This is a genomic window from Acidovorax sp. GW458-11-26-14-TSB4 (genome assembly GCF_059423865.1).
Map to the genome: position 1 here is coordinate 294,813 of NZ_JBWKYR010000001.1, position 23,592 is coordinate 318,404.

Consider the following 23,592-nt stretch of genomic DNA (forward strand, 5'->3'; position numbering starts at 1 on the left):
CCCGTCAGGACGCCGCCACGGTGGCCGGGGTCCGGCCGCCGTGCCGCGCGCCCAGTGCACGCGCCTGGGCCACCCACGCCTGCAGGCGCTTCGCGTCGGCCGTGCGCACCGGGCCGAAGCTGTGCACCTTGGCGGGCCGGATGCCGCAGAACTCCAGGATGGTTTTCTTCATCTGGTGGTGGCCGGGCATGCGCGATACCCAGCGGAAATACCAGGGCGGCGAGTCCATGGTCACCAGCAGCTCGGCCGAGCGCCCGGCCAGCAGCTTGTCCCAGAGCGAGGAGCCCGGGCGGTACTTGAAGGCATAGCCGGGCAGCAGGACCCGGTCGATGAAACCCTTCAAGAGCGCCGGCATGGCGCCCCACCAGATGGGATAGACCCAGACCAGGTGCTCGGCCCACGCGATGTCGGCCTGCGCGGCCAGCAGGTCGGGCTCCAGCGGCTGCTCGCCATAGTGACCGGCATGCAGCAGCGGGTCGAAGTGCAGGCTGCCAAGGTCCAGCCGCCGCACTTCGGCGCCGGCGGCCTGCGCGCCCTCGGCGTAGGCGGTTGCCATGCCTGCGCACAGGCTGTTCAGGGCAGGGTGGCCAAGGATGACCAGAATGCGTTGTGCCACGAAGGCTCCCGGGAATGGAAACCCCCATGCTCACCTTGACCCACGGGACAGAGTCAAGCAGCCGGATCAAGCGATCCGCAAAAGAGCGCTCAGGCGATGGCGCTTGCGAGGCGGGTGAGCTGGCGCAACGGACCCAGAAGCCCCTGCGGCGCCGCGCAGGCCGGCGGCACCGCGGGGGCGGCAAACGCATCGCAGGCCAGCAGTTCGGCCTGCAGCGCAGCCAGTTGCCCGTCAAGCGCAGCCAGGCGCGCCATCTCCCGCGCAACCGCCTCGCGCCGCTCGGCCAACAGCGCGGCCATGCGCACCCAGCCAGCGCTCTGGTGCAGCTCGGGCAGACCCTCGAGCTGCGCCAGGCTGAAACCCAGGCCCTGCGCCTGGCGGATCAGTTGCACGCGCGCCACGTCGCCTTCGCCATAGTGGCGGTAGCTGCCCTCTCGCACCACCGTGCCCAGCAGGCCACGCGCCTCGTACAGGCGGATGGCCTTGGGCGTGGTGCCGGTGCGTTGGGCAAGTTCTCCGATGCGCATGGACAGGGATTTTGAAGCAAGGTGGCGGTGCACGGAAAATAGCAGGATCCCCCCGCAACCGCCAAGTCCCATGCCCCAGTTCGCCGCCAACCTGAGCCTGATGTACACCGAGCTGCCCTTTCTGGAGCGCTTTGCCGCTGCCGCGCGTGATGGCTTTGGCGCGGTGGAATGCCAGTTCCCCTATGCCTTCGCCCCGGCCGAGCTGGCCGCGCGGCTGGCCGACAACGGCCTGGCGATGGTGCTGTTCAACGCCCCGCCCAGCGGCAGTGACCGCGCCGCCATGGCCACGGCCTGGGAACGGCAGGCGCGCGGCACGGCGGCGCTGCCGGGGCACGAGGCCGAGTTCCGCCGCGGCGTACAGGAGGCACTCGAATACGCCGAGGCTCTGCAGTGCCCGCGCATCCATGTGCTCTCGGGCATGGTGCCGGCCGGGGTGGAGCGCGAATCGCTCAAGGGCCTGTGCGTGGACAACCTGCGCTGGGCCGCGGCCGAGGCGGCGCAGAGCGGGCGCGAGATCCTGATCGAGCCCATCAACCTGCGCGACATGCCGCGCTACTTCCTGAACCGCCAGGACCATGCCCACGAGCTGCTCGACGCGGCGCAGATGGCCAACCTCAAGGTGCAGATGGACCTGTACCACTGCCAGATCGTGGAGGGCGACGTGGCCAGCAAGCTGCGCCGCTACCTGCCCACGGGCCGGGTGGCGCACCTGCAGGTGGCCGGCGTGCCCGAGCGCCAGGAGCCCGACCGGGGCGAGCTGCACTATCCCTACCTGTTCGACCTGATCGACAGCCTGGGCTATGCCGGCTGGGTGGGGTGCGAGTACCGGCCGGCCGCAGGCACCTCCGAAGGCCTCGGGTGGCTGGAGCGCACACAGTCGGGTCACTGACATCAAAAGCCGCCAGCGCGGTACGCAGCTCTGCGTAAGGGAATGCGTGAATAAATGTAACTGGCACTCGCGCGTAGAGTGAATGCAGACCGGCACAGCCGGCAGCAGTGCGCATTCACTTCCAGGAGACAAGCCCCGTGCCAGCCCCCCTTGCCAACAACCGTTCCGTCGCGCGCCAGGTCACGCTCATGGCCATTGCCCTGGTGGCACTGGTCATGGTGCTCGTGGGCCTGGCCATCGCCGTGCTGACCGAGCGCAACACCCGTGCCCAGTTGATCGCCAGCGTGGGCGACACGGCGCAGAGCGTGGCCCAGTCGCTCGACGCAGCCGACAGCACCAACCGCGAATTGGTGCAGCTCACCATGAAGGGTTTCCAGCGCTACTTCGACGCGGCCATGCACCTGGACGAGGCCACGGGCGAGCTACGCAGCTACGGCGCGCTGGTCAACGAGGACTATGGCTCGGTGGACAAGTTCGCCAGCGAGACCGGCGGCATCGCCACCGTGTTCGCGCGCAAGGGTGAGGATTTCCTGCGCATCACCACCTCGGTCAAGAACGAGAAGGGCGAGCGCCAGCAAGGCACGCCGCTGGCGCGCACCGACCCGGCCTACCCGGCAGTGAGCAAGGGCGAGCCCTACACCGGCGTCACCGTGGTGGGCGGCAAGCCCTACATGGGCCACTACCTGCCCATCAAGGGCGACGCCGGCAAGATATCGGCGGTGCTGTTCATCGGCAACGACATCAGCGTGTTCCACGCCATGCTGCAAAAGCAGGTGGCGCAGACGCGCTTCTTCGAGCATGGCGGCACCTATGTGGTGAACCCCGGCGCCGGGCTCGACAAGGCGAATTTCGTCTACCACCCGAGTGCCGGCGGCAAGCGCGTGCTGGAGGCCTATCCCCAGGCCGGTCCCTTCCTGGAAGCGCTGGCCGCCTCCAAGGACGGCTATGTGCGCGAGGCCCTGCCGCTGCTGGGGCAGGGCGCCGAAAACCCCTTTGCCCTGGTGCGCAAGACCGCCGGCGGCTGGTGGGTGGTGGCCGAGGTGCCTTACGGCGAGGCCATGGCCGGCCAGCGCCGCGTCACGCTCGCCGTCTGGGCGCTGATGGCAGTGGCCGTGGCCCTGCTGGGCGTGGGCCTGTTCGTGGTGCTGCGCCGCGGGGTGAGCCGGCCGCTGCGCGACCTGACCCAGGCCATCACCCTGGTGGCCCAGGGCGACCTGACGCAGGCCTTCCGCACCACGCGGCGCGACGAGATCGGCGCGCTGGTGCAGGAAGTGGAGGGCATGCGCCAGCGCTACACGCAGATGCTGCAGCAGGTGCGCACGGCGGTGGACAGCATCGGCACCGCCAGCGCCGAGATCGCCAGCGGCAACCAGGACCTGTCGGCGCGCACCGAGGCCACGGCCAGCAGCCTGGCGCAAACGGCCCAGAGCATGGACCAGCTCACCGCCACCGTGCGCCAGTCGGCCGACGCCGCGCGCCAGGCCAACCAGTTGGCCAGCACCGCCGCCGAAGTGGCGGCGCGCGGCGGCCAGGTGGTGGGCGAGGTGGTGACCACCATGGGCGAGATCAACCAGAGCTCGCGCAAGATCGCCGACATCATCGGCGTGATCGACTCGATCGCCTTCCAGACCAACATCCTGGCCCTCAACGCCGCCGTGGAAGCGGCACGCGCGGGCGAGCAGGGCCGGGGCTTTGCCGTGGTGGCCAGCGAGGTGCGCAGCCTGGCCGGGCGCAGCGCCGACGCTGCCAAGGAGATCAAGCAGCTGATCAACGCCTCGGTCGAGCGCGTCGAATCGGGCGCGCGCCTGGTGCACAACGCCGGCACCACCATGGACGAGATCGTCGGCTCGGTGCAGCGCGTGGGCCACATCATCGGCGAGATCACGGCGGCCTCGGGCGAGCAGTCGGACGGCATCGGCCAGGTCAACACCGCGGTGAACCAGCTCGACCAGATGACGCAGCAGAACGCCGCCCTGGTCGAGGAATCGGCCGCCGCCGCGCACAGCCTGCGCGAGCAGGCCACCCGCCTGGCCGGTGCCGTGCAGGTGTTCAAGCTCTCGGGCACGCCGGCACTGGGCCTGGCGGCGGCCGAGGTGCCCGCGCTGCAATAGCCGGGGCGGGCACTTTTCTGGCGGGGGTATGCGGCGCCATCGTTTATCCTGACCCCCTTGCGGCCTTTGCCGCCCGTCCCGACTACGCGCCATGGTTCCCTTCACTGCCGACGTGCCCACCATGCTGGTGATGATCATCCTCTCATCGCTGGCGGCCGCCTTGGCCATGGCGGTCATGACCTGGGGCAAGCGCCGCGAAGGGGTGGAGCTGTGGGCACTGGGCCTGCTGCTCAATGCCATGGCCTATGCCCTGTTCGCCGGGCGCGGCCACCTCCCTGCCCTGCTGTCCATCGTGCTGGGCAATGTGCTGCTCAGCTGCATGTTCACCTGCCTGGTCGCGGCCCTGCTGCAGTTCCAGGGCCGGCCGCTGCCCTGGCCCGCCATGGCGGTCGCGCCGGTGCTCATGGCCGCCGGCATGGCCTGGTTCATCGACGACTACGCCGCGCGCGTGGTGGTCGCCGGGCTGCTGCTCGGGGCCCTGAACCTCTGGGCCCTGTGGATCCTGTTCTCGCGCCGCGGGTCCACTCCCGGGCGGGGCGCCTGGCTGGTCATGGCGGTTCTGGGCCTGCAGGTGCTGGTGTTCCTGGTGCGCGTGCTCGTGGTCGGCGGCAGCGACCAGCCCGCCACCGGCATCATGCAGCCCAGCGGCGTGCAGACGCTGACCTTCAGCACCACCTTCATCGAGCTGATGGTGGCCACCATGGGCTTCATCTTCATGGCCCGAGACCGGGCCGACGAGAACAACCGCCGCCTGGCGGCGCTGGACCCCCTGACCGGCGTGGCCAACCGGCGCGCGGCGATCTCGGCGCTGGACCGCGACGTGGCGCGCGCGGTGCGCACGCGCGAGTCCATTGCGGTGATGATGGTGGACATCGACCATTTCAAGCGCGTCAACGACCACCATGGCCACCCCGTGGGCGACCAGGTGCTGTGCAGCGTGGTGAACCTGCTGCGCGAGCGCCTGCGCTCCCAGGACCTGGTGAGCCGCTACGGCGGCGAGGAATTCCTGGTGGTGCTGCCCGACACCGACCTGATCGGTGCCCACCAACTGGCGCGCCAGCTGTGCGAATCGGTCTCCGGCGCACGCTACCGGCACGAGGGCAAGGACATCAGCGTCACGGTGAGCATCGGCGTCTTCGGCGGCCGGCTGGAGCCGGGCGACAGCTGGGACATGCTGATCTCGGCCGCCGACCGCGCCCTGTACCGCGCCAAGGAGCTCGGGCGCAACCGGGTCGAGGCCGCCGTCGCGCTGCACCCGCCCTCGGCGCCGTCCTCCCTGGACAGCAACCCCGAGACTCTTCCTGCTTCGGGATACTCGGGGTATTGACAGGGACGCGGCCCATCCCATCCCGGGACAGGGGCCGTTGCGGGGCCATGGCGCGGGGGCGCGCATTGTGTTGGAATGGCGGTTTCATCCCGCCAGAGGAACACCACCATGAACGCCCGCGTCCCCTCCCACGCCCTGCAACCCGCACAGGCGCTCGAGCGGGTGAGCCAGGCGTGGGACACCGACATCCTGCGCCAGCTCACCGACTACATCGCCATCCCCGCCAAATCGCCCGGCTTCGCGCCGGACTGGGCCGAACTGGGCCTGCTCGACACCGTGGTGCGCAACGCCGCCGCCTGGGTGGAAGCACAGAAGGTCGCCGGCCTGAAGCTGGAGGTCGTTCGCCTCGAAGGCCGCACCCCGGTGCTGTTCTTCGAGATCGACGCCACGGCACCCGCCTCGACCCAGACCGTGCTGATGTACGGCCACCTGGACAAGCAGCCCGAGTTCTCCGGCTGGCGCAACGACCTGGGGCCCTGGACGCCCAAGTACGAGGACGGCAAGCTCTATGGCCGCGGCGGCGCCGACGATGGCTACGCGGTCTACGCCAGCATTGCCGCCGTGCAGGAACTCAAGCGCCAGAACGTGCCGCACCCGCGCATCGTGGGCCTGATCGAGACCTGCGAGGAGAGCGGCTCGGGCGACCTGCTGCCCTACATCAATGCCCTGAAGCCCCGCATGGGCGACGTGGCCCTGGTGGTCTGCATGGACTCGGGCGCCGGCAACTACGACCAGCTGTGGCTGACCACCAGCCTGCGCGGCATGGCCAGCGGCACGCTTAAGGTCGAGGTGCTGACCGAAGGCATCCACTCGGGCGACGCCTCGGGCCTGGTGCCCTCGTCCTTCCGCATCATGCGCCAGGTGCTCGACCGCCTGGAAGACAGCGCCACCGGCCGCCTGCTGCCCGCCAGCTTCCACTGCGAAGTGCCGGCCGACCGCCTGGCACAGGCCCGCGCCACGGCCGCCATCCTGGGTGAGGAGGTGTACAAGCGCTTCCCCTGGGCGCACTACGACTGCGGCGGCTCCACCGCCTTCGCGCTGCCCACCACCACCGACCCGCTGCAGGCGCTGCTCAATCGCACCTGGACCCCTACGCTCAGCGTGACCGGCGCCGAGGGTTTCCCGGCCCTGAAGGACGCCGGCAACGTGCTGCGCCCCTACACGGCCTTCAAGCTCAGCCTGCGCCTTCCCCCGCTGGTGGATGCCGGCCAGGCGGTGCAGGAGCTCAAGGCGCTGCTCGAAGACAACGCCCCCTACCAGGCCAAGGTGACCTTCGAGCACGGCGGCGGCGCCACGGGCTGGAATGCCCCCAGCACCACGCCCTGGTTCGAGCGCGCGCTCAACGAGGCATCGCAGGCGCATTTCGGCGCACCCTGCGGCTACATCGGCCAGGGCGGCACCATTCCGCTCATGAACATGCTCAGCGAAGGCTTCCCCGCGGCGCAGATGATGGTCTGCGGCGTGCTCGGCCCCAAGAGCAATGCCCACGGCCCGAACGAGTTCCTGCACGTGCCCTATGCCAAGCGCCTCACCGCCTCGGTGGCGCACGTGATCGCCGCCATGGCGACCGAGCAGTCGGCCGTGCCCGTCCCGGCGGCCTGACGCCCCTTGCGCCCGGCGCTGTGCACAACGGCGCCGGGCTTTCCAGCCTCCTGTTTGCGGGCCCCGATGATGGACAAAAGAGCTTTCCTGCACGCATGCGCCGCATCGGCCATCGTCTCTACCCAGACAGGTGCCTGGGCCCAGTCTGTACCAGCAAAGGGCACGCAGCACCAGCTGTCCGGTACCGGCAGCGATGGCAAGCCCGTCATGCTCTCCGACTTCAAGGGCAAGGTCTGCCTGGTGAGCTTCTTCACCGCTGGCTGTGCCCTGTGCGTGAACGAGCTGCGCCTGATGCGCGAGTTCTACACCAGCAACCGCCAGCGCGACTTCGTGCTGCTGGGCGTGAACATGGACGACAAGAGCGCGGATTTCATGCAGTACATCGACCTGCTCAAGGTATCGGTACCTGCCGAACAGCGCTTTCCCATCGCCTGGCGCAACGCCCCCGGCCACCAGGACAGTTTCGGGCCCATTGCCCGCAGGCCCACGCACTACGTGCTCAACCGCCAGCACCAGCAGGTGCTGCGCCGCGAAGGCAGCTTCCAGCCCACGGACTGGGACGATCTCTGGATCTCGCTCTCCTGAACCGCGCCGCATTGCCCGCCAAGCAACGCCATGGCACCCACCACGGCGGGCTGCGACTGAAATCCATTGACGCCGCCGCACAGGCCCGTCACGATGGCTGAATGAATGCGGCTTTTCCTGGTACCTGCCAGCAAGCGCCTGAACAGCCAACCCCCTTGACCCGCGCCCACCTGCGCGTTCCGATGCGCTTCCCGATGACCGAACCCGTTGCCTCCACCCTGACCACCTTCACCGCCAGCGATGGGGAGAACCTGGCCGTCCAGGACTGGCCCCTGCCGCCGGGCCAGGCCCAGCGGGGCACCGTGCTGCTGGTGCATGGCCTGGGAGAGCACGTGGGCCGCTATGACGCGCTGGCACGGCAGCTGGGGGACTGGGGCTTTGCCGTGCGCGGCTACGACCAGTACGGCCATGGCGAATCGAGCGGCCCGCGCGGCGGCCTCACTTCCGACAGCCGCCTGCTCGACGACCTGGCCGACATGGTGGACGCCGTGCGCGCACGCACCCCCGAGGGCCTGCCCCTGGTGCTGCTGGGCCACAGCATGGGTGGACTGGTGGCCTCGCGCTTCGTGGCGCTCGGCCTGCGGCCGGTGGATGCCCTGGTGCTGTCCTCGCCCGCGCTGGACCCCGGCCTGGGCGCGGTGCAGAAGCTGCTGCTGGCCACCTTGCCACGCATCGCCCCCAACCTGCGCGTGGGCAATGGCCTCGATGCGCAGTACCTGTCGCACGACACGGCCGTGCCTGCCGCCTACCTGGCCGACCCGCTGTGCCATGACCGCATCAGCGCGCGCCTGGCGCGCTTCATCGCCGACGGCGGCCCGGCCACCGTGGCGGCAGCGGGGCAATGGAAGGTACCGACCCTGCTGATGTGGGCCGGCAGCGACAAACTGGTCAACCCCGCCGGCAGCCGCGCCTTCGCGGCCGCCGCGCCCAGCGCCCAGGTGCAGTCGCGCTGCTTCGAGCCGCTGTACCACGAGCTGTTCAACGAGCGCTCCGACCTGGCGGCGCCCGTGTTCGAAACCCTGCGCCAGTGGCTGGACATGCGCTGCCCGGCGCGCGCCGGCCGCTCCCCAAGCCGGGACCGGCTCGCCTCGGTCGCCTGATTCCGGTGCGCCTGCCTACTTGCTGAGCAGGCCGCCGAGCATGCCGAACAGATCGCTGCTCTGGCCCAGCCCCCCTTGGGGCGCATGGCCCTGCGGCGTGAGCTGATCGAGCAGGCCCGGCAGCACCTGTGCCAGCTGGTTGGCGGCATCGGACTGGCCCACGCCCAGCTGCGACGCCACCTGCGACAGCGGCCCGGAGCCGAGCACGCGCGAAAGCTGGTCACCCGAGATGGCCTGGTTGGCGCCGGTGCCCAGCCACGAGGCGATCATGTCGCCCAGGCCTGCCTGCTGGAACTTGGCCATCAGGCCCGGCAGGCCGCCCACCGGACCGTCATTGCTCACCAGGGACAGCACCGCCTGGATGAGCTGCGGGTTCTGAGCGGCCAGTGCCACCAGGCCCCCAAGGCCACCACCGCCTTGTGCGGCCGATGCACCCCCATGGCCCTGCGATGCGTTCTGAATGACAGCGCCCAGCACTGAATCGAGCAAACCCATGGTGATCTCCTGAAAAAAGTCAGGGCAGGGCCGAAGCGGCCCGCCACCTGGGGATGGTACGCAGGCCGGGGCCGGCCTTCATGTCAACAATGGTGAATTGTTCTACCACCCGTCGTCGTTCGATAGTGCCGGCGACTCACTTGCTGCGCGGCGCGCGCTTTTCGAGCAGCGGAGCGCTCACGCCCTGCACGCCCACCAGGCCGAGCACGGTGACCAGCGAGTTCTGCGCGCCCTTCCAGGCATCGGTCAGGTCGATCCATTCGGACAGTGCATGGAAGCCCCCGGTCTTGCCGCCACCGCCGATCACGATGGCCGGGATGCCCAGGGACATGGGCACATTGGCATCGGTACTGGCGCCGCTGAGCACGGTCTTGTGGCCGAACGCGGTGTTGGCGCGCACCGCAGCCTCGACCAGGATGGAGTCCACCGGCGTGCGGCCACCCGGGCGGTCGCCGATGAGCTTGGTCGATGCGCTCAGCGTATTCACGCCCCAGCGCTTGTTCTCTTCGGCCACGGCCTCGTCCACGGCGGCCAGCACCTGCTTTTCAGTAGCAAGCAAGGGCTCCATGGCGTCGGAGCGGATGTCCACCGCCATGCGCGCATCGGGCGCAATGGTGTTCACCGAGGTACCGCCGCCCACCGTGCCCACGGTGAAGGTGGTTTTGGGCGTGGTAGGTGTGCGGATCTCGGAGATCTTGGCGATGGCCCGGCCCATGCCGTGGATGGCGCTCGGTACCTGGCCGAAGGCCGCGAAGCTGTGGCCGCCCGGGCCCTTGAAGCTCACCTCGTGGCGGTGGCTGCCCGTGCCCTGCATGAGCACAGTGCCATCGGGTGCAGGCTCCAGCGCCACCAGGCCATCGATGTCCAGGTGCTCTGCAAACAGGTGCTTCATGCCGCGCAGGTTACCGAGTTCCTCCTCGCCCACGTTGCCCACGAAGACCAGGTCGCCGACGGTGGCGATGCGGTGGTCGTTGAGCACCTTGAGCCAGGACAGCAGCACGGCCAGGCCGCGCGTGTTGTCCGAGATGCCGGGCGCATACAGGCGGCCATCGCGCTCCTTGACCTTCACATCGGTGCCGGACGGGAACACGGTGTCCATGTGCGCCGAGATCACCAGCTTGGGCCCCTGGCCCGTGCCTTTGCGCACGCCGACCACATTGCCTTCGGCGTCGATGGCCGCGTTGTTGAGCCCCAGCGCCTTCATGCGCGCCAGGAAGGCCTCGGCGCGCTTTTGCTCCTTGAACGGAGGGGCCTCGATCTCGGTGAGCATCTTCAGGTCGCCGGTGGCGCGCTCATGGTCGGCCTTGACGGCCTCGAGCAGCTTCTGGATCTGCGGCGCCGCCAAAAGCTGGGTGTAGGCCTGGTCCACCGCGGGGCGCAGCTGGGTGGGCGTGGGCGCAACGGCCTGGGCGTGCGCCGCACCGCCCAGCAGGACGGCAACGGACAGGGACACCGCACTGGCGGCAAAAGCGAAACGACGGGCGGAGGCTTGGGTCATGATGAAAGGAAAATTGACAAACAAGGGCACAGTGCGGCTCGGCACCAAAACCGTGGCACGCCGATGACCCAGCAATTGTTGGACCGCGGAAGGGCTTTGCGCTCTGCTTTAATCTACCCACCCGTCAGTTTTTCTTACATGCACCGCCATATCCCCAGCACCCGCGCGCTGCTCATCTTTGATGCCGTGGCGCGCCACCACGGCGTGGGCAAGGCCGCGCAGGAGCTGTTCCTCACGCACAGCGCCGTGAGCCAGCAGCTGCGCCAGCTCGAAGGCCAGTTGGGCCTGCAACTGGTGCAGCGCAGCGCGCGCGGCACCGAGCTGACCCCGGTGGGCCGGCGCTACCACGCGCAGATCACCGGCGACCTGCTGCGCCTGCAGAACCACACGCGCGAGGCCATGGCCCAGCGCGCCGACGGCACCAGCCTGCAGCTGGGCTGCGTGCCGGTGTTCGCCGAGCGCTGGCTGCTGCCGCGGCTGCCGGCCTTCCTCGCGCAGGAGCCGGGCTGCAGCGTGCACCTGCAGGTCTACCCCACGCAGACCTACATGGCCGAGATCCCCTTCGACGTGGCCGTGCAGTACGACGACGCGGCCTGGCCCGGGGCCCTGCAGCAACCGCTGCTGCGCGAGACCTGCGTCGCCGTCTGCGCGCCCGGCTCGCGCCACCGGCGTGCCATGGCACGTGGCGACTTCCGCTCCGTGCCGCTGCTGCAGCTCAGCTCGCGCCTGGGGGCCTGGGACGACTGGTTCACCCACGCGGGCATCGCGCACACACCGGCACACAGCCTGGGCGGGCACCGCTTCGATCTCTTTTCCATGCTGGTGGAGGCCGTGCGCGCGGACCTGGGCGTCGGCCTGGTGCCACGGTACTTCGTGCAGCGCGAGCTGCAATCGGGCGAGCTGGCGCTGGCCCATCCCTTCGTGGACGGCGGCCTGCGCGGCTACAGCCTGTTTGTCGCGCGTGAACGGGCAGAGGAACGCGCCATCGCCTCCTTCGTGCGCTGGCTCACGCAGGCCGTGGCGGCAGACGCCCTAACTGCGCCGGCGCTGCAGGGCCAGCCATAGCAGGCCTGCGCCCGTCACCACGATGGGCACCAGCGAACCGGCGTTCAGCAACGTCCAGCCCTGGGTGGTGACCAGCACGCCCGAGGAAAACGCACTCACCGCCAGCGTGGCGAACACGCAGAAGTTGATGGCCGCCTGGGCCCGGTCCTTCTCCTCGGGGCGGTAGGCCGTCATGGCCAAGGTGGTCGCGCCGGTGAACAGGAAGTTCCAGCCCACGCCGAGCATGAACAGTGCGATGCCGAAGTGGTGCAGCTCCACCCCCGACAGCGCCACCGCCACACAGGCGAAGTTGAGCAGCACGCCCGTGCCCATCACCGGCAGCACGCCCAGGCGCTTGATCAGGTGGCCGGTGAAGAAGCCCGGCGCGAACATGCCGATCACATGCCACTCCAGCACCAGCGCCGACTGGTCGAAGGCAAAGCCGCAGACCTGCATGGCCAGCGGGGTCGCTGCCATCAGCAGGTTCATCACGCCATAGCCCAGGGCCGCGCCCAGGATGGCTACCACGAAGGCGGGCTGGCGCATCAGTTCGGCCAGTGGCCGCCCCTGCTGCGGCTGGCCCGCCGCGTTGAGCACGGCGGGCGGCGCCTCGAAGCGGATGGCCGCCATGCAGGCCATGGCCAGCAGCGCCACGCCCATCAGCGCAATGTAGGCACCCGCAAACGGCACCGGGAACAGGGTGCGCGTGGCACTGGCCAGGTTGGGCCCGGCCACCGCGCCCAGCAGGCCCCCGGCCAGCACCAGGGACACGGCCTTTTCCCGGAATTCCGGCGTGGTGAGCTCGGCCGCGGCAAAGCGGTAGAGCTGCCCATTGGCGCTGTAGTAGCCCGCCACCACCGTGGCCGCGCACAGCAGCCAGAACTGCGCGCTGAACGCCGCCCAGGCACACAGCGCCGCCGAAAGCATGGCCACCGCGAGCCCGATCTGGAACGAGACCTTGCGCCCCCAGCGCGCCTGCGTGGCCGCCACCAGCGCGGTGGACAGGGCGCCGCCCACCACATAGCCCATCACCGGCAAGGTCGCCATCCAGCCATAGGGCGCGAGCTGCAGGCCCACGAGGCCGTTGATGGCGATGAAGACGACGTTGTTGGTGAGAAAGAGGCCCTGGCACAGGGCCAGCAGCCAGAGGTTTCGGTTCATTCGACGAAGCGCGCGGGGCAGGGGAAGGCAGCCATTGTGCACAGCCCCCCGGCGCAGGCTACTCCAGCCAACCCTTGGGGACCTTGTCGGCCTTGGTTTCCACCGGGTTGGCCGTGAGCGACTGGGCCGGGTACTGGCGCAGGAATTCCTTGGCCTTGTCCACGCGCGCATTCAGCCAGGCGTCGTAAGCGCCTTCGTTGAGGATGGCGGGCATGCTCTTTTCACTGCCCGGCTGCTGGTAGCGGTTCATGAGCGCATGGTTGTTGGCATTCACCGTGATCAGCGCATAGCTGAACAGCTCTTCCCCATCCGGCCCCTGCCATCGCGCCCACAGGCCCGCCGCGCCCATGGGCTTGCCGTCCACGCGCGCGATGCGGGTGGGGCGGGCCTTGCTGCCCTGGCGAAAGTCGTCCTCGTAGAAGGCCGCCATGGGCACGATGCAGCGCTGGCCCTGCAACCACGCGTCACGGAAGGCGGTGCCGGTGGAGACGAGGTCCGACTTCGCATTCACCAGCTTGGGTGCGCGCAGCTTGCCGTCCGACGCCGACTTGACCCAGTGCGGCACCAGGCCCCACTGCGCAGGCACCAGTTCGCGGCGCCGGGGGGGCGCTGCATCCGCAGCAGCGCCCTCGCCCTCTGCCTGCGGCGCAGCGGGCGCGCGGATGAAAAAGCCGCTCATGCGCGGCCACAGGTGCAGTTCGCTGGCGGCAGCAGGCGCTTCGACGCCGAAGGCCTCCGCGTAGGCGCTGGTGTGGCGCAAGGTCTCGTAGTGGGTGCTCATGCGCGGATGGTACCTGCGCACCCCCCACCGCGCCGAGCTCACGCTCATGCCATGGCCGCCAGACGCCATCAAGCGGATAGCACCCGGCGGGGCCTCAAGACCGCAGGTGCGCTCCCGATGCCCCCAAGGGGCGGGGCGAGGGCGACACCGCCACCCGGTTGCGCCCCAACGCCTTGGCCGTGTACAGGGCCTGGTCGGCCCGGTCCAGCGTGTGTTCGATGCTCTCTCCGGGCTGGTGCTGGGCCAGGCCTGCCGACACCGTGAAGCACACGGCCTCGGACACGTGCAGCACCTGGAGCTGGGCCACCGCACTGCGCACCCGGTCGAGCAGTTCCAGCCCGTCGTCCACGCGCGTGTCGCACAGCATCAGCACGAACTCCTCGCCGCCCCAGCGCGCCAGCACGTCGGTGTCGCGCACGCTGCCGCGCACGGCGGCGGTGAAGGCCTGCAGCGCCCGGTCGCCGGTGGAATGGCCGTGCAGGTCGTTGATGGGCTTGAAGTGATCGATGTCCAGCAGCGCCAGCAGCAGCGGGCGCCCGTTGCGCAGGCTGCGCCGCTGCTCCAGCAGCATCAGGTCGAGCATGGCCCGGCGGTTCAGCAGGCCCGTGAGCTCGTCGCGCATGGCCAGCTCGCGGTTCTCGGCCAGCGCCTGGGCCAGGGCTTCGCGCTGCAGGCGCAGGCGCTCGCGGATGCTCTGGATGCGCAGGTTCAGGGCCACGGAGCCCGCCAGCACCAGCAGCACCATGAGCGCGTAGGCCGTGTCCATGACGCTGTAGGAGCCGGCGTTGAACCGGGCCGCCGCGGCCACCGCCACCACGAAGGCCAGCAGCGCATAGCTGCCGATGCCGATCACCTGCGCCAGGGACAGGCCGAAGGTACCGAAGAACAGGATCATGGCCAGCACGGCAGGCACCACGCCGCGCGCGTCGCCCGCGAGCACGTAGGCCACTGCGCCGCTGGTGATGGTCCAGGCCATCTGGACGATGGTGAGCGAGGGGTCGGGCAGGCGCTCGGACCAGCCGCTGAAAATCATGAGCGTCATCACCATCAGGCCGCCCACCGACAGGGCCGCCCACCACTGGACTGCCTCCTCGTGCGCGGTCATGCCCGCGCGCGCCAGCATGAGCATCACACCCGCACTGCCAGCCATGAGCAGCAGCGCGAGCAGAGCCATGCTGCCTATGGTGCGCCGGCGGCGATCGGTGGGAAGGACGGAGCCCACCAGCCGCTGCCAGTGGGTAGGTTTGTGCAAGGTGGCCTGCCTCTCCTGCCACGGGCACGTCGCCCGGGTTGGGCGCACTGGGCCAGCAGCGCTGGCCGGGATTTTACGGGCCGGACCCCTCGTGCGGGGGGTTTTTGTGTCGCCCGCGCGCCTGCTTCAGGCCAGGGTCAGCGCGGCCAGGGCCGCCAGCGGCGCTGTTTCGGCGCGCAGCACGCGGGGCCCCAGGGTGACGGCTGCAAACCCATGCTGCAGCGCAATATCCTCTTCCGTTGCGCTCAGGCCGCCTTCGGGACCCGAAAGGAACACCACCGGCGCGCCACCCGTGGCCCCTGCGTGCAACGGCACCGTGCCCGCCCGCAGCGACAGCAGCAGGCGCTGTGCCGCACCGGGGGTGCCCGCTGGGGCCTGCGCGCGCACCCAGGCAGCCAGGTCCACGGCAGCATGGACCACGGGCACGCGGTTGCGGCCGCACTGCTCGCAGGCGGCCACGGCCACGGCCTGCCAGTGGGCAATTTTTCTGTCGGCACGCTCGCCCTTGAGCTTGAGCACGCTGCGCTCGGCCACCAGCGGCGTGACGCTGGCCACGCCCAGCTCTGCCGCCTTCTCCACCAGCCAGTCCATGCGCTCGTTGGCGGTGATGCCGGCCAGCAGGTGCACGGCACGCGGCGCCTCGCGCTCGATGGCATGGTGGGCGCCCACCTGCACCCGCACGTCGCTGCGGCCCATGCGCAGCACGGTCGCGTCGAATTCGCCACCGGGGCCGTCCTGGCCTCCAGGGAACAGGGTGATGGCGTCGCCGGGCTGCAGGCGCAGCACCTGCACGTGGCGGGCAGCGCCTGGGGGCAGGTCGATCTCGGCGCCGGGCGCGAGGTCGGCAGGGCAGTGAAAGCGGGGCATGCGTGCTATCTCTTCAAGAGCAATTCAAACGCGACCAAAGGCATAGCCCATCGGGGCCTCGGTGCCTTCGATGGCGTCCAGCATCTTGAGCAGCGGGCCCAGCTGGCGGTAGCGGTTGGTTGTGGCCCGGATGTAGTTCAGGAAGCGCGGCGCGTCGGCCAGGTACCTGGGTTTGCCATCGCGCAGGGTCAGCCGGGCGAAGATACCGGCCACCTTGAAGTGGCGCTGCAGGCCCATCCACTCCACGCTGCGGTAGAACTCGCCGAAGTCATCGCCAAAGCCGCTGGCGCTGGTCGCACCCAGCAGGCCCGCCTTGCGCGCCTTCTCCCAGTAACGCACCGTAATGTCGATGACAAATTCCTCTTCCCAGCTGATGAAGGCGTCGCGCATCAGGCTGGCGATGTCGTAGGTGATGGGGCCGTAGACCGCATCCTGGAAGTCGAGCACGCCCAGCGGTGCCCCCGCCTGCACCGGCACCATGAGGTTGCGGGTCATGAAATCGCGGTGCACGTAGACCTGCGGGGCCGCGAGGTTGTGCGCCACGATGGCGTCGAAGGCGCTCGACAGCGTGGCCTGCTGCCCGGCATCGAGCGTGATGCCGCGGTGCTTTGCCAGGTACCAGTCGGGGAACAGCGCCAGTTCGCGGCGCAGCAGCGCCTCGTCGTAGGCGGGCAGCACGCCGGGCTTGGAGGCGAGTTGCCACTGCAGCAGCACATCGGTGGCCTGCTGGTACCAGGCATAGGCGTCCTTGGGCTTTTCGGAGTCGAGCAGCTCGATCAGGGTCTGGTGCCCCAGGTCGGACAGCAGCATGAAGCCGCCCGCCTCGTCCCAGGCCAGGATCTGCGGCACGTTCAGGCCGGCATCGGCCAAGAGGCGCTGCACCTGCACGAAGGGGCGGCAGTTCTCCTTGTCCGGCGGCGCATCCATCACGACGCAGCTGGTTCCCAGCGCGGTGTCGATGCGCAGGTAGCGCCGGAAGCTCGCGTCGGCCGAGGCCGGGCGCAGGGTTTCGGGCTTCAGCTGGTGGCCACCCACCAGCGGTGCCAGCCAGGCGTCGAACGCGGCATGGCGCGCGGCGTCGGGCCAGGTGACGGTGCTGGAAGAGGGGGTTTGCCCCGGCGCAGGGGCCGGCGTGGGGGCGGAAGGTGGGGGGAAAGGGTGGCTCATGGATAATCCAATTTTACCGACCCGCTCCCCAGGCGCGGGTTGACCTTCCTCAGCCTCAGCCCCTACCGTCCCACGTGCCACGCCGCAAGCCCCCCACCGTGCAGACCTCTTCCTCTCGGACCCGGCCCGCCACGGCACCCGGAGCGCGGCTGCGCCCACCGGTGCCGCGTGCTCTGGCCTATGGCGTGGCACTGGCCTGGTGCGGCCTGCCGCTGGCCGCGCTGGCGCAGGACGGCGCCAGCCCCGCGCCCAGCGCATGGGACGCCCCGCCGGCCTTGCGCACCTCGCCACAATTGCAGGAAGCCATTCCCGAGGCGGTGCGCCCCCGGCTGCCGATCTTCGTCACCGGCGACCACATCAGCGGGCAGACCGACCTGAACGCCACCATCGAGGGCAACGCCGAGCTGCGCCGTGGCGACACGGTGATCCGCGCCAACCGCCTGGACTACGACGTGCCCGAGGACCTGGCCAAGGCCCGCGGCGACGTGCGCATCAACCGCGCCGGAAATATCTACGAAGGCACGGCGCTCGACCTGCGGGTCGAGGCCTTCGAGGGCTTCTTCAACGACGCGCGCTACCGCTTCCTGGCCACCCAGGCCCATGGCGATGCCTCGCGCGTGGACTTCATCGACCGCCAGCGCTCCGTCGTCCACGACGCCACCTACACCACCTGCCAGAAAGACGATGAGGCCTCCTGGCAGCCCGACTGGGTGCTGCGCGCCAAGACCATCCGCATCGACCGCGAAGAGGAAGTGGGCACGGCCGAGAACGCGGTGCTGGAATTCAAGGGCATCCCGCTGCTGCCGATCCCGCGCATCACCTTCCCGCTGTCGGACAAGCGCAAGTCGGGGCTGCTGCCCCCGTCCTTCGGGCTGGACAGCCGCGACGGCGTGGCCTACTCGCAGCCCTACTACTGGAACATTGCCCCGAACCGCGACGCCACGCTGCGCGCGGCCGTGCTGTCCAAGCGCGGCACCAACCTGGGCGGCGAGTTCCGCTACCTGGAACCGACCTACGTGGGCCAGATCAGCGGCGACTACATGCCCTCGGACCGCCTGCGCGACCGCGACCGCTGGGGCTTCACAGGCAAGCACGACGCCCTGATCGCCTCGCCCATCGGCGGCCTGAACCTGAACCTCAACCTCAACCGGGTGAGCGACGACAACTACTGGCGCGACTTTGGCCGCGTCTCCGAGCCGCTGCGCCAGCGCCTGCTGCCCGGCGACGCGACGCTCACCTGGGGCGCCGGCGACATGTCGGTGCGGGCCCGGGCGCTCAAGTGGCAGACGCTGCAGGATGTCTCGGCCCCCATCGTGCCACCCTACGACCGCATGCCGCAGCTGGTGTGGCACTACGAACCGACCATGCTCGCCGGCGGCTTCGATGCCAGCGTGCAGCTGGACACGACCCGCTTCCAGGCCGACCGCTTCCTGACCAAGCAGCCCGACGCCAACCGCACCTTCGCCGTCGCACAGATCAGCCGGCCGTTCCTTGCGCCCGCCGGCTTCATCACGCCGCGCCTGCAGTTGCACACCACGCAGTACCAGTTCGATGGCCCGCTGAGCGACGGCTCGCGCTCGGCCAGCCGCACGCTGCCGACCTTCAGCCTGGACAGCGGCCTGGTGTTCGAGCGCGACGCCACGTTCTTCGGCCGCTCCTTTTTGCAGACCCTGGAGCCCCGGGCGTTCTACACCTACACGCCCTACCGCGACCAGAGCAAGCTGCCGCTGTACGACACGGCACTCAACGACTTCAACTTCGCCACGATCTATACGGAGAACTCGTTCGGCGGCAACGACCGCCTGGCGGACAACAACCTGCTGACCATGGGCGTGACCACGCGCCTGATCGACCCTGACTCGGGCGCCGAGGCGGCACGCTTCGGCGTGGCGCAGCGCGTGCGCTTCTCGGACCAGCAGGTGACCCTGCCGGGCGCTGCCCCGGTGAGCGAGCGCCTGTCGGACATCCTCGTGGGCGCGGGCATCAACTGGACCAAGAACTGGGCTTATGACTCCACGGTGCAGTACAACCCCAAGACCCGGCGCTCCATCCGCTCCACCATCGGCGCGCGCTACAGCCCCGGCAACTACCGCACGGTGAGCGCCGCCTACCGCTTCCAGCGCGGCACCAGCGAGCAGATCGACATCGGCTGGCAATGGCCGCTCAACGACCTGTGGGGCGACAAGGGCCAGGACCTGGGTCCGGGCCGCGGCCAGGGCCCCGGCCGCTGGTACACCATCGGCCGCCTGAACTTCAGCATGCAGGACCGCAAGCTGGTGGACAGCGTGGTCGGCCTCGAATACGACGGCTGCTGCTGGATCGGCCGCGTGGTGCTGGAGCGCCTGCAGAACAGCGTCTCCACCTCCAATACCCGCCTGCTGTTCCAGATCGAGTTCGTCGGGTTCTCCCGCCTCAGCCTGGGCTCCAGCCCCCTCGATACCTTCAAGCAGAATGTGCCGCGCTACCAGAACCTGCGCGACCAGGTTGGCTCGCCCAGCCGCTTCAGCAACTACGACTGACTGACAACATCGCCATGAACCACCGTGTTTCCGCACTGGCATTTGCCTGCCTGGCTGCCCTCGCTTCCGGGGGTGCACTCGCGCAGGGCCTGCGCATTCAGGGCAACACCGGCCGCCCGGCCGCTGCCCCGGCCCTGAACCTGCCCCTGCCCGCCGCGAACCAGGGCCCGCAATCGGCCGACTTCATCGTGGCGGTGGTCAATTCCGAGCCCATCACCAACAACGAGGTGCGTGCACGCCTGGCCCGGGTCGAGCAACAGCTGGCACAGCAGCAGGGTGGCAACCGGCCCCCGCGCGAGTCGCTGGCGCGCGAAGTGCTCGAACGCCTGATCCTGGAAAAGGCCCAGATCCAGCAGGCCAAGGAGATGGGTGTGAAGGTGGAAGAGTTCGCCCTCAAACAGGCCGAGCAGGGCATTGCCCAGCAAAACGGCATGACGCTCGAGGACATGCACCGCCGCCTGGCCCGCGAGGGCACGAGCCCAGAGCGTTTTCGCGAAGAGCTGCGCACCCAGTTGCTGATGCAGCGCCTGCGCGAACGCGATGTGGATTCCAAGGTCAAGGTCAGCGACCAGGACATCGACCAGTTCCTGCGCGAGCAGCAGTCGGGTACCGACGCATCGTCGATGGAGATCAACCTCGGCCACGTGCTGGTGCTGGTGCCCGAGAACGCCACGCCCACCCAGGTGGCACAACTGCAGGCCCGCGCCCAGAGCGCGGCCGACAAGGCGCGGGCCGCCGGCAGCGATTTCGCCGCCGTGGCCGCCGAATTCTCCGACGCCCCCGAAGGCAAGCGTGCCGGTGGCCTGCTGGGCCTGCGCCCGGCCGACCGCTACCCCGAGCTGTTCGTCAACTCCGTGCAGGGCCAGCCCGTGGGCGGCATCGTCGGCCCGGTGCGCTCGCCGGCCGGCTTTCACGTCCTGAAGGTGGTGGAGCGCAACGTGGCCGGCCTGCCCTCGACCGTGGTGCAGAACCGCGCGCGGCACATCCTGCTGCGCCCCAGCGCCCAGCTGACCGAGGCCGCAGCCGCCGCACGCCTGGCCGACTACCGCCGCCGCATCCTGGCCGGGCAAGCCGACTTCGCCACCCTGGCGCGCGAGAACTCGGTGGATGGCAGTGCCAAGCAGGGCGGCGACCTGGGCTGGGCCAGCCCCGGCCGCTACGTGCCTGAATTCGAGCAGGCGCTCAGCACACTCAAGCCCGGCGACATCAGCGAACCCCTGGTCTCGCGCTTTGGCGTGCACCTGATCCAGCTCATGGAACGCCGCGAGGCCAAGCTCACGCAGCGCGAACAGCGCGACATGGTGCGCGACGCCGTGCGCGAGAAGAAGATCGAGGAGGCCTACGCCACCTGGGCGCAGGAGCTGCGCGGCCGCGCCTATGTCGAGTACCGGGAGCCACCGCAATAAAGCCCCCACGCTCTCCCCGCTGCGTGTGGTTCGCTGCCCCCCAAGGGGGCCAGGCCTTGCTTGGGGCGGCCCGGCGCAAGGCAAGGACCCCCACGCTCCCCACTGCGTGTGGTTCGCTGCCCCCCAAGGGGGCCAGGCCTTGCTTGGGGCGGCCCGGCGCGGCGGCCGGTTCGCCCTCGCACCGTGCACTGCGGTTGATCGATCAGGCGAACTCCGCCAGGGTGGGGTTGAACGGCGAGTATCCCAGTAGCACAGCCATCGGCGGATGGTGCATCATTCACCGCACACGCGCTCAGGTTCTGGGCGCTTTCGCTTTTTCACGCGGCCTCACGGGGCTGCTGCACGGTCCAGTTGACATGAAACACATACCCCGCAAGCGCTTTGGCCAGCACTTTCTGTCCGACCACGGCATCATCGATGGCATCGTGGATGCCATTGCGCCGCAGGCGGGGCAGCCCATGGTGGAGATCGGGCCGGGGCTGGCGGCGCTGACGCAGCCGCTGGTGGAGCGGCTGGGGCGCCTCACGGTGATCGAGCTGGACCGCGACCTGGCGCTGCGGCTGCGGCTGCATGGGCAGCTCGAGGTGATCGAGTCGGACGTGCTCAAGGTCGACTTCACGCAGCTGGCGCTAGATTGGCGTGAGCGTGTGGCCCAGCCGGCGCTCAAGCTCAGGGTCGTGGGCAATCTGCCCTACAACATTTCCACGCCCATCCTGTTCCACCTGCTCGCGCATGTGGCAGTGATCGAGGACCAACACTTCATGCTGCAAAAGGAAGTCATCGACCGCATGGTGGCCTCGCCCGCCACCGGCGACTACGGGCGCCTGTCGGTCATGCTGCAGTGGCGCTACGCCATGGAGAACGTGCTCTTCGTGCCGCCCGAGAGCTTCGACCCGCCCCCGCGCGTGGACAGCGCCGTGGTGCGCATGGTGCCCCGCGAGGCACCGGTGCCCCTGAGCGAACCCCTGCTGGAAGAACTGGTCCAGGTCGCCTTCAGCCAGCGCCGCAAGCTGCTGCGCCACACCCTGGGCCGCTGGCTCGAAGCCAAAGCCTACCCCGGCCCCTTCGACACCCAACGCCGCGCCGAAGAAGTCCCGGTAGACGAATACGTGGCCTTGGCCGCCGCCATGAGCCCCAAGGCCTGATCAAAAACGAAACGCTCTGCCAAAGGGCCCTGGCAGCCGCGCAGGAGCCCTCTGCGCAAACCTCGCGGACGATGGTGGTACGGATCGGGATGGGCCGCAAGGCGTCTTCTTGCCGGCAATAGCCACGCTATTGGCAAAAGAAGCAACGCAGCGGACCGCCCGAGTCCGTGCCGCCAGCGCCCGCAGGGATTTGCGCAGAGGGCTCCTTTGGCCGCCCCGCCGCGCTGGTGGTGTCCCCCTTCCCGAATTACGCAGTAATTCGAGAGAAGGGGTGAAGGCGCGTCAGCGCCTCAGGGGGATGTACCTGCTACGCCGCGCTAAGCCAGTAACCCGCGTTGAACGGGCTGCTCATGCGCAGCGCCAGGGGGGACACGTCCACCAGCTTGTCGGTGGGCATCTTTTCGGCGGCGGGGTCGGAGGGGATCTCGATGCCTTGGACGGTGGTCTTCTGTGCTTCGTTAGCCTCGTTCGCCCGTTCTGCTTGGCTGGTGGATGCAGAACGGGCTACAGAAAAGAATAGAAACAGCGGAACGGAATCTTGCGGTCGCTCCAGTAGTCGGCTGCATCGCGGAAGATGTCCAGAAGCTGCTCGCGCGCTTCCTTGTCGAACTTGCCCGTGGCCGGGATCTGCTCCAGCACCACGATGAAGCCGGGCTGCGGGCCCGATTTGTGCAAGGGATCCGTCATGCAGTCGTACAGCGCATCGAAGTTCTTGCCGAAGTGCGACGGGAAGGTGAACTGCCCGGCGATCAGGTCCAGCACGTCCTGCTTGGACTGGGCATGGGCCAGGTTGGCATACAGGAAGTGTTGGCCCAGGGAAGTGGCTGCATCCTGCAGGTCCTGCACGCGGAACGCGCGGATGGACTGCACGATGTTGGTGCGCACGCCACGCAGTGGCGTTTCCAGGTCTTTACGAAGTGGCGTCTGCATCTCCGCTACTCTTTCTTTATAAAGTCCAAAAACTTCGGCTGTCCGCAAGACCGCACAGGGTACGGCTTGCGGGTGGGGGATTCAAGAGCGCGCACCGCTCACTGCCGGAAAAACAAAAAACCGGCGAGGTACGGTGCATCGGGCGTCATTTTTCGACGATTTCGCGAAAACTGGCGTAGTGGTCGCTGGTGTAGTAGCAGGCGTCCGGGGTCCGGGGCTGGCCGCCACACACGATGCGCCGGGCTCCGCGGTTGCGCGAGCCTGGTGTTCTGACGGTGTATTCCCGGTAGTAGCCGCGCTTGTGGGCGGGCAACAACCGTTCGCGATTGCCGAATACCGTTCCATCCTTGTCGTACGGGAACGGGCCCCCTTCGCGGATCAGCGCATACGTCGCACGCCCCTGGGGCGGCAACTCGGCCAAAGCGATGGAGGTGGTGGAACCGTCGTGGGTGGAGGGGGATTGGCGGGCCTGCCCCACCACCGGGGAAAGAGCAAACGCAACACCCACCACACACAAAAACCCTGCTTTGCGCGCCCGGGTGGCTACAGCCTTCAGCATCAACAACACCT

General features: G+C 69.0%; 21 protein-coding genes. 10 read left to right on the forward strand and 11 right to left on the reverse strand.

What is annotated here, in order from left to right; genetic code table 11:
* Positions 1-4 precede the first annotated feature (4 nt).
* Together AC07X5_RS01385 and AC07X5_RS01390 are read right to left on the reverse strand one after the other, a co-directional pair.
* Complete coding sequence (locus AC07X5_RS01385; RefSeq protein ID WP_494768771.1) at positions 5-616, reverse strand: NAD(P)H-dependent oxidoreductase; 612 nt, start codon at positions 614-616, stop codon at positions 5-7.
* 89 nt (positions 617-705) lie between these two features.
* Positions 706-1,143: a MerR family transcriptional regulator gene (locus tag AC07X5_RS01390; protein ID WP_494768772.1), complete on the reverse strand. Its 438-nt coding sequence runs from the start codon at positions 1,141-1,143 to the stop codon at positions 706-708.
* Positions 1,144-1,213: 70 nt separating this feature from the next.
* Here AC07X5_RS01390 and otnI point away from each other — a divergent pair, with 70 nt between their 5' ends.
* The 6 genes from otnI to AC07X5_RS01420 all read left to right on the forward strand — a co-directional run bounded on the left by otnI (position 1,214) and on the right by AC07X5_RS01420 (position 8,757).
* Positions 1,214-2,032: a 2-oxo-tetronate isomerase gene (gene otnI / locus AC07X5_RS01395; RefSeq protein ID WP_494768773.1), complete on the forward strand. Its 819-nt coding sequence runs from the start codon at positions 1,214-1,216 to the stop codon at positions 2,030-2,032.
* Between the two features lie 137 nt (positions 2,033-2,169).
* Positions 2,170-4,143, forward strand: a complete 1,974-nt coding sequence (locus AC07X5_RS01400; RefSeq protein ID WP_494768774.1) for a methyl-accepting chemotaxis protein — start codon at positions 2,170-2,172, stop codon at positions 4,141-4,143.
* A gap of 91 nt (positions 4,144-4,234) precedes the next feature.
* The gene (locus AC07X5_RS01405) at positions 4,235-5,470 is read left to right on the forward strand and encodes a GGDEF domain-containing protein (RefSeq protein ID WP_494768775.1); all 1,236 of its coding nucleotides are present in this window, start codon (positions 4,235-4,237) and stop codon (positions 5,468-5,470) included.
* Positions 5,471-5,578: 108 nt separating this feature from the next.
* Complete coding sequence (locus tag AC07X5_RS01410) at positions 5,579-7,072, forward strand: M20 family metallopeptidase (protein ID WP_494768776.1); 1,494 nt, start codon at positions 5,579-5,581, stop codon at positions 7,070-7,072.
* A 69-nt stretch (positions 7,073-7,141) separates the two neighbouring features.
* Positions 7,142-7,657 (forward strand): TlpA family protein disulfide reductase, encoded by a 516-nt coding sequence (locus AC07X5_RS01415; RefSeq protein ID WP_494768777.1) that lies wholly within the window; start codon positions 7,142-7,144, stop codon positions 7,655-7,657.
* 194 nt (positions 7,658-7,851) lie between these two features.
* A complete protein-coding gene (locus tag AC07X5_RS01420; protein WP_409955294.1) occupies positions 7,852-8,757 on the forward strand; it encodes an alpha/beta hydrolase in 906 nt (301 codons plus the stop codon).
* A gap of 15 nt (positions 8,758-8,772) precedes the next feature.
* On the opposite strand, the gene AC07X5_RS01425 is transcribed toward AC07X5_RS01420, so the two are convergent.
* Both AC07X5_RS01425 and AC07X5_RS01430 read right to left on the reverse strand, forming a co-directional pair.
* Positions 8,773-9,252 (reverse strand): YidB family protein, encoded by a 480-nt coding sequence (locus AC07X5_RS01425; RefSeq protein WP_007859572.1) that lies wholly within the window; start codon positions 9,250-9,252, stop codon positions 8,773-8,775.
* A 136-nt stretch (positions 9,253-9,388) separates the two neighbouring features.
* Positions 9,389-10,750, reverse strand: a complete 1,362-nt coding sequence (locus tag AC07X5_RS01430) for a M20/M25/M40 family metallo-hydrolase (RefSeq protein WP_494768778.1) — start codon at positions 10,748-10,750, stop codon at positions 9,389-9,391.
* 138 nt (positions 10,751-10,888) lie between these two features.
* Between AC07X5_RS01430 and AC07X5_RS01435 the strand changes: the two genes are divergently transcribed.
* A complete protein-coding gene (locus tag AC07X5_RS01435; protein WP_494768779.1) occupies positions 10,889-11,815 on the forward strand; it encodes a LysR family transcriptional regulator in 927 nt (308 codons plus the stop codon).
* On the opposite strand, the gene AC07X5_RS01440 is transcribed toward AC07X5_RS01435, so the two are convergent.
* The 5 genes from AC07X5_RS01440 to AC07X5_RS01460 form a co-directional block, all read right to left on the reverse strand.
* Positions 11,783-12,955, reverse strand: coding sequence for an MFS transporter (locus AC07X5_RS01440; protein WP_409955286.1), 1,173 nt, complete (start codon positions 12,953-12,955; stop codon positions 11,783-11,785). The two genes, AC07X5_RS01435 and AC07X5_RS01440, sit on opposite strands and share 33 nt — an antisense overlap.
* Before the next feature lie 58 nt (positions 12,956-13,013).
* Positions 13,014-13,736, reverse strand: coding sequence for an SOS response-associated peptidase (locus AC07X5_RS01445; RefSeq protein WP_494768780.1), 723 nt, complete (start codon positions 13,734-13,736; stop codon positions 13,014-13,016).
* A 94-nt stretch (positions 13,737-13,830) separates the two neighbouring features.
* Positions 13,831-14,988 (reverse strand): diguanylate cyclase, encoded by a 1,158-nt coding sequence (locus AC07X5_RS01450; RefSeq protein WP_494768781.1) that lies wholly within the window; start codon positions 14,986-14,988, stop codon positions 13,831-13,833.
* A gap of 126 nt (positions 14,989-15,114) precedes the next feature.
* Positions 15,115-15,855 carry a 16S rRNA (uracil(1498)-N(3))-methyltransferase gene (locus AC07X5_RS01455; protein WP_494768782.1) on the reverse strand — a complete coding sequence of 247 codons (741 nt, stop codon included), beginning with the start codon at positions 15,853-15,855 and terminating at the stop codon, positions 15,115-15,117.
* A gap of 24 nt (positions 15,856-15,879) precedes the next feature.
* Positions 15,880-17,022: an aminoglycoside phosphotransferase family protein gene (locus AC07X5_RS01460; protein WP_494768783.1), complete on the reverse strand. Its 1,143-nt coding sequence runs from the start codon at positions 17,020-17,022 to the stop codon at positions 15,880-15,882.
* A gap of 98 nt (positions 17,023-17,120) precedes the next feature.
* Here AC07X5_RS01460 and AC07X5_RS01465 point away from each other — a divergent pair, with 98 nt between their 5' ends.
* From AC07X5_RS01465 to rsmA, 3 genes are all read left to right on the forward strand, one after another.
* Positions 17,121-19,541: an LPS-assembly protein LptD gene (locus tag AC07X5_RS01465; RefSeq protein ID WP_494768784.1), complete on the forward strand. Its 2,421-nt coding sequence runs from the start codon at positions 17,121-17,123 to the stop codon at positions 19,539-19,541.
* Between the two features lie 14 nt (positions 19,542-19,555).
* Positions 19,556-20,947: a peptidylprolyl isomerase gene (locus tag AC07X5_RS01470; RefSeq protein WP_494768785.1), complete on the forward strand. Its 1,392-nt coding sequence runs from the start codon at positions 19,556-19,558 to the stop codon at positions 20,945-20,947.
* A 356-nt stretch (positions 20,948-21,303) separates the two neighbouring features.
* Entirely contained in the window at positions 21,304-22,092 is a 789-nt protein-coding gene (gene rsmA / locus AC07X5_RS01475; RefSeq protein ID WP_494768786.1) for a 16S rRNA (adenine(1518)-N(6)/adenine(1519)-N(6))-dimethyltransferase RsmA, read from the forward strand.
* A gap of 504 nt (positions 22,093-22,596) precedes the next feature.
* Here rsmA and AC07X5_RS01480 read toward each other — a convergent pair.
* Both AC07X5_RS01480 and AC07X5_RS01485 read right to left on the reverse strand, forming a co-directional pair.
* Positions 22,597-23,022, reverse strand: coding sequence for a barstar family protein (locus AC07X5_RS01480; RefSeq protein ID WP_007854744.1), 426 nt, complete (start codon positions 23,020-23,022; stop codon positions 22,597-22,599).
* 145 nt (positions 23,023-23,167) lie between these two features.
* The gene (locus AC07X5_RS01485; protein WP_409962673.1) at positions 23,168-23,581 is read right to left on the reverse strand and encodes a guanyl-specific ribonuclease; all 414 of its coding nucleotides are present in this window, start codon (positions 23,579-23,581) and stop codon (positions 23,168-23,170) included.
* Positions 23,582-23,592: the final 11 nt, after the last annotated feature.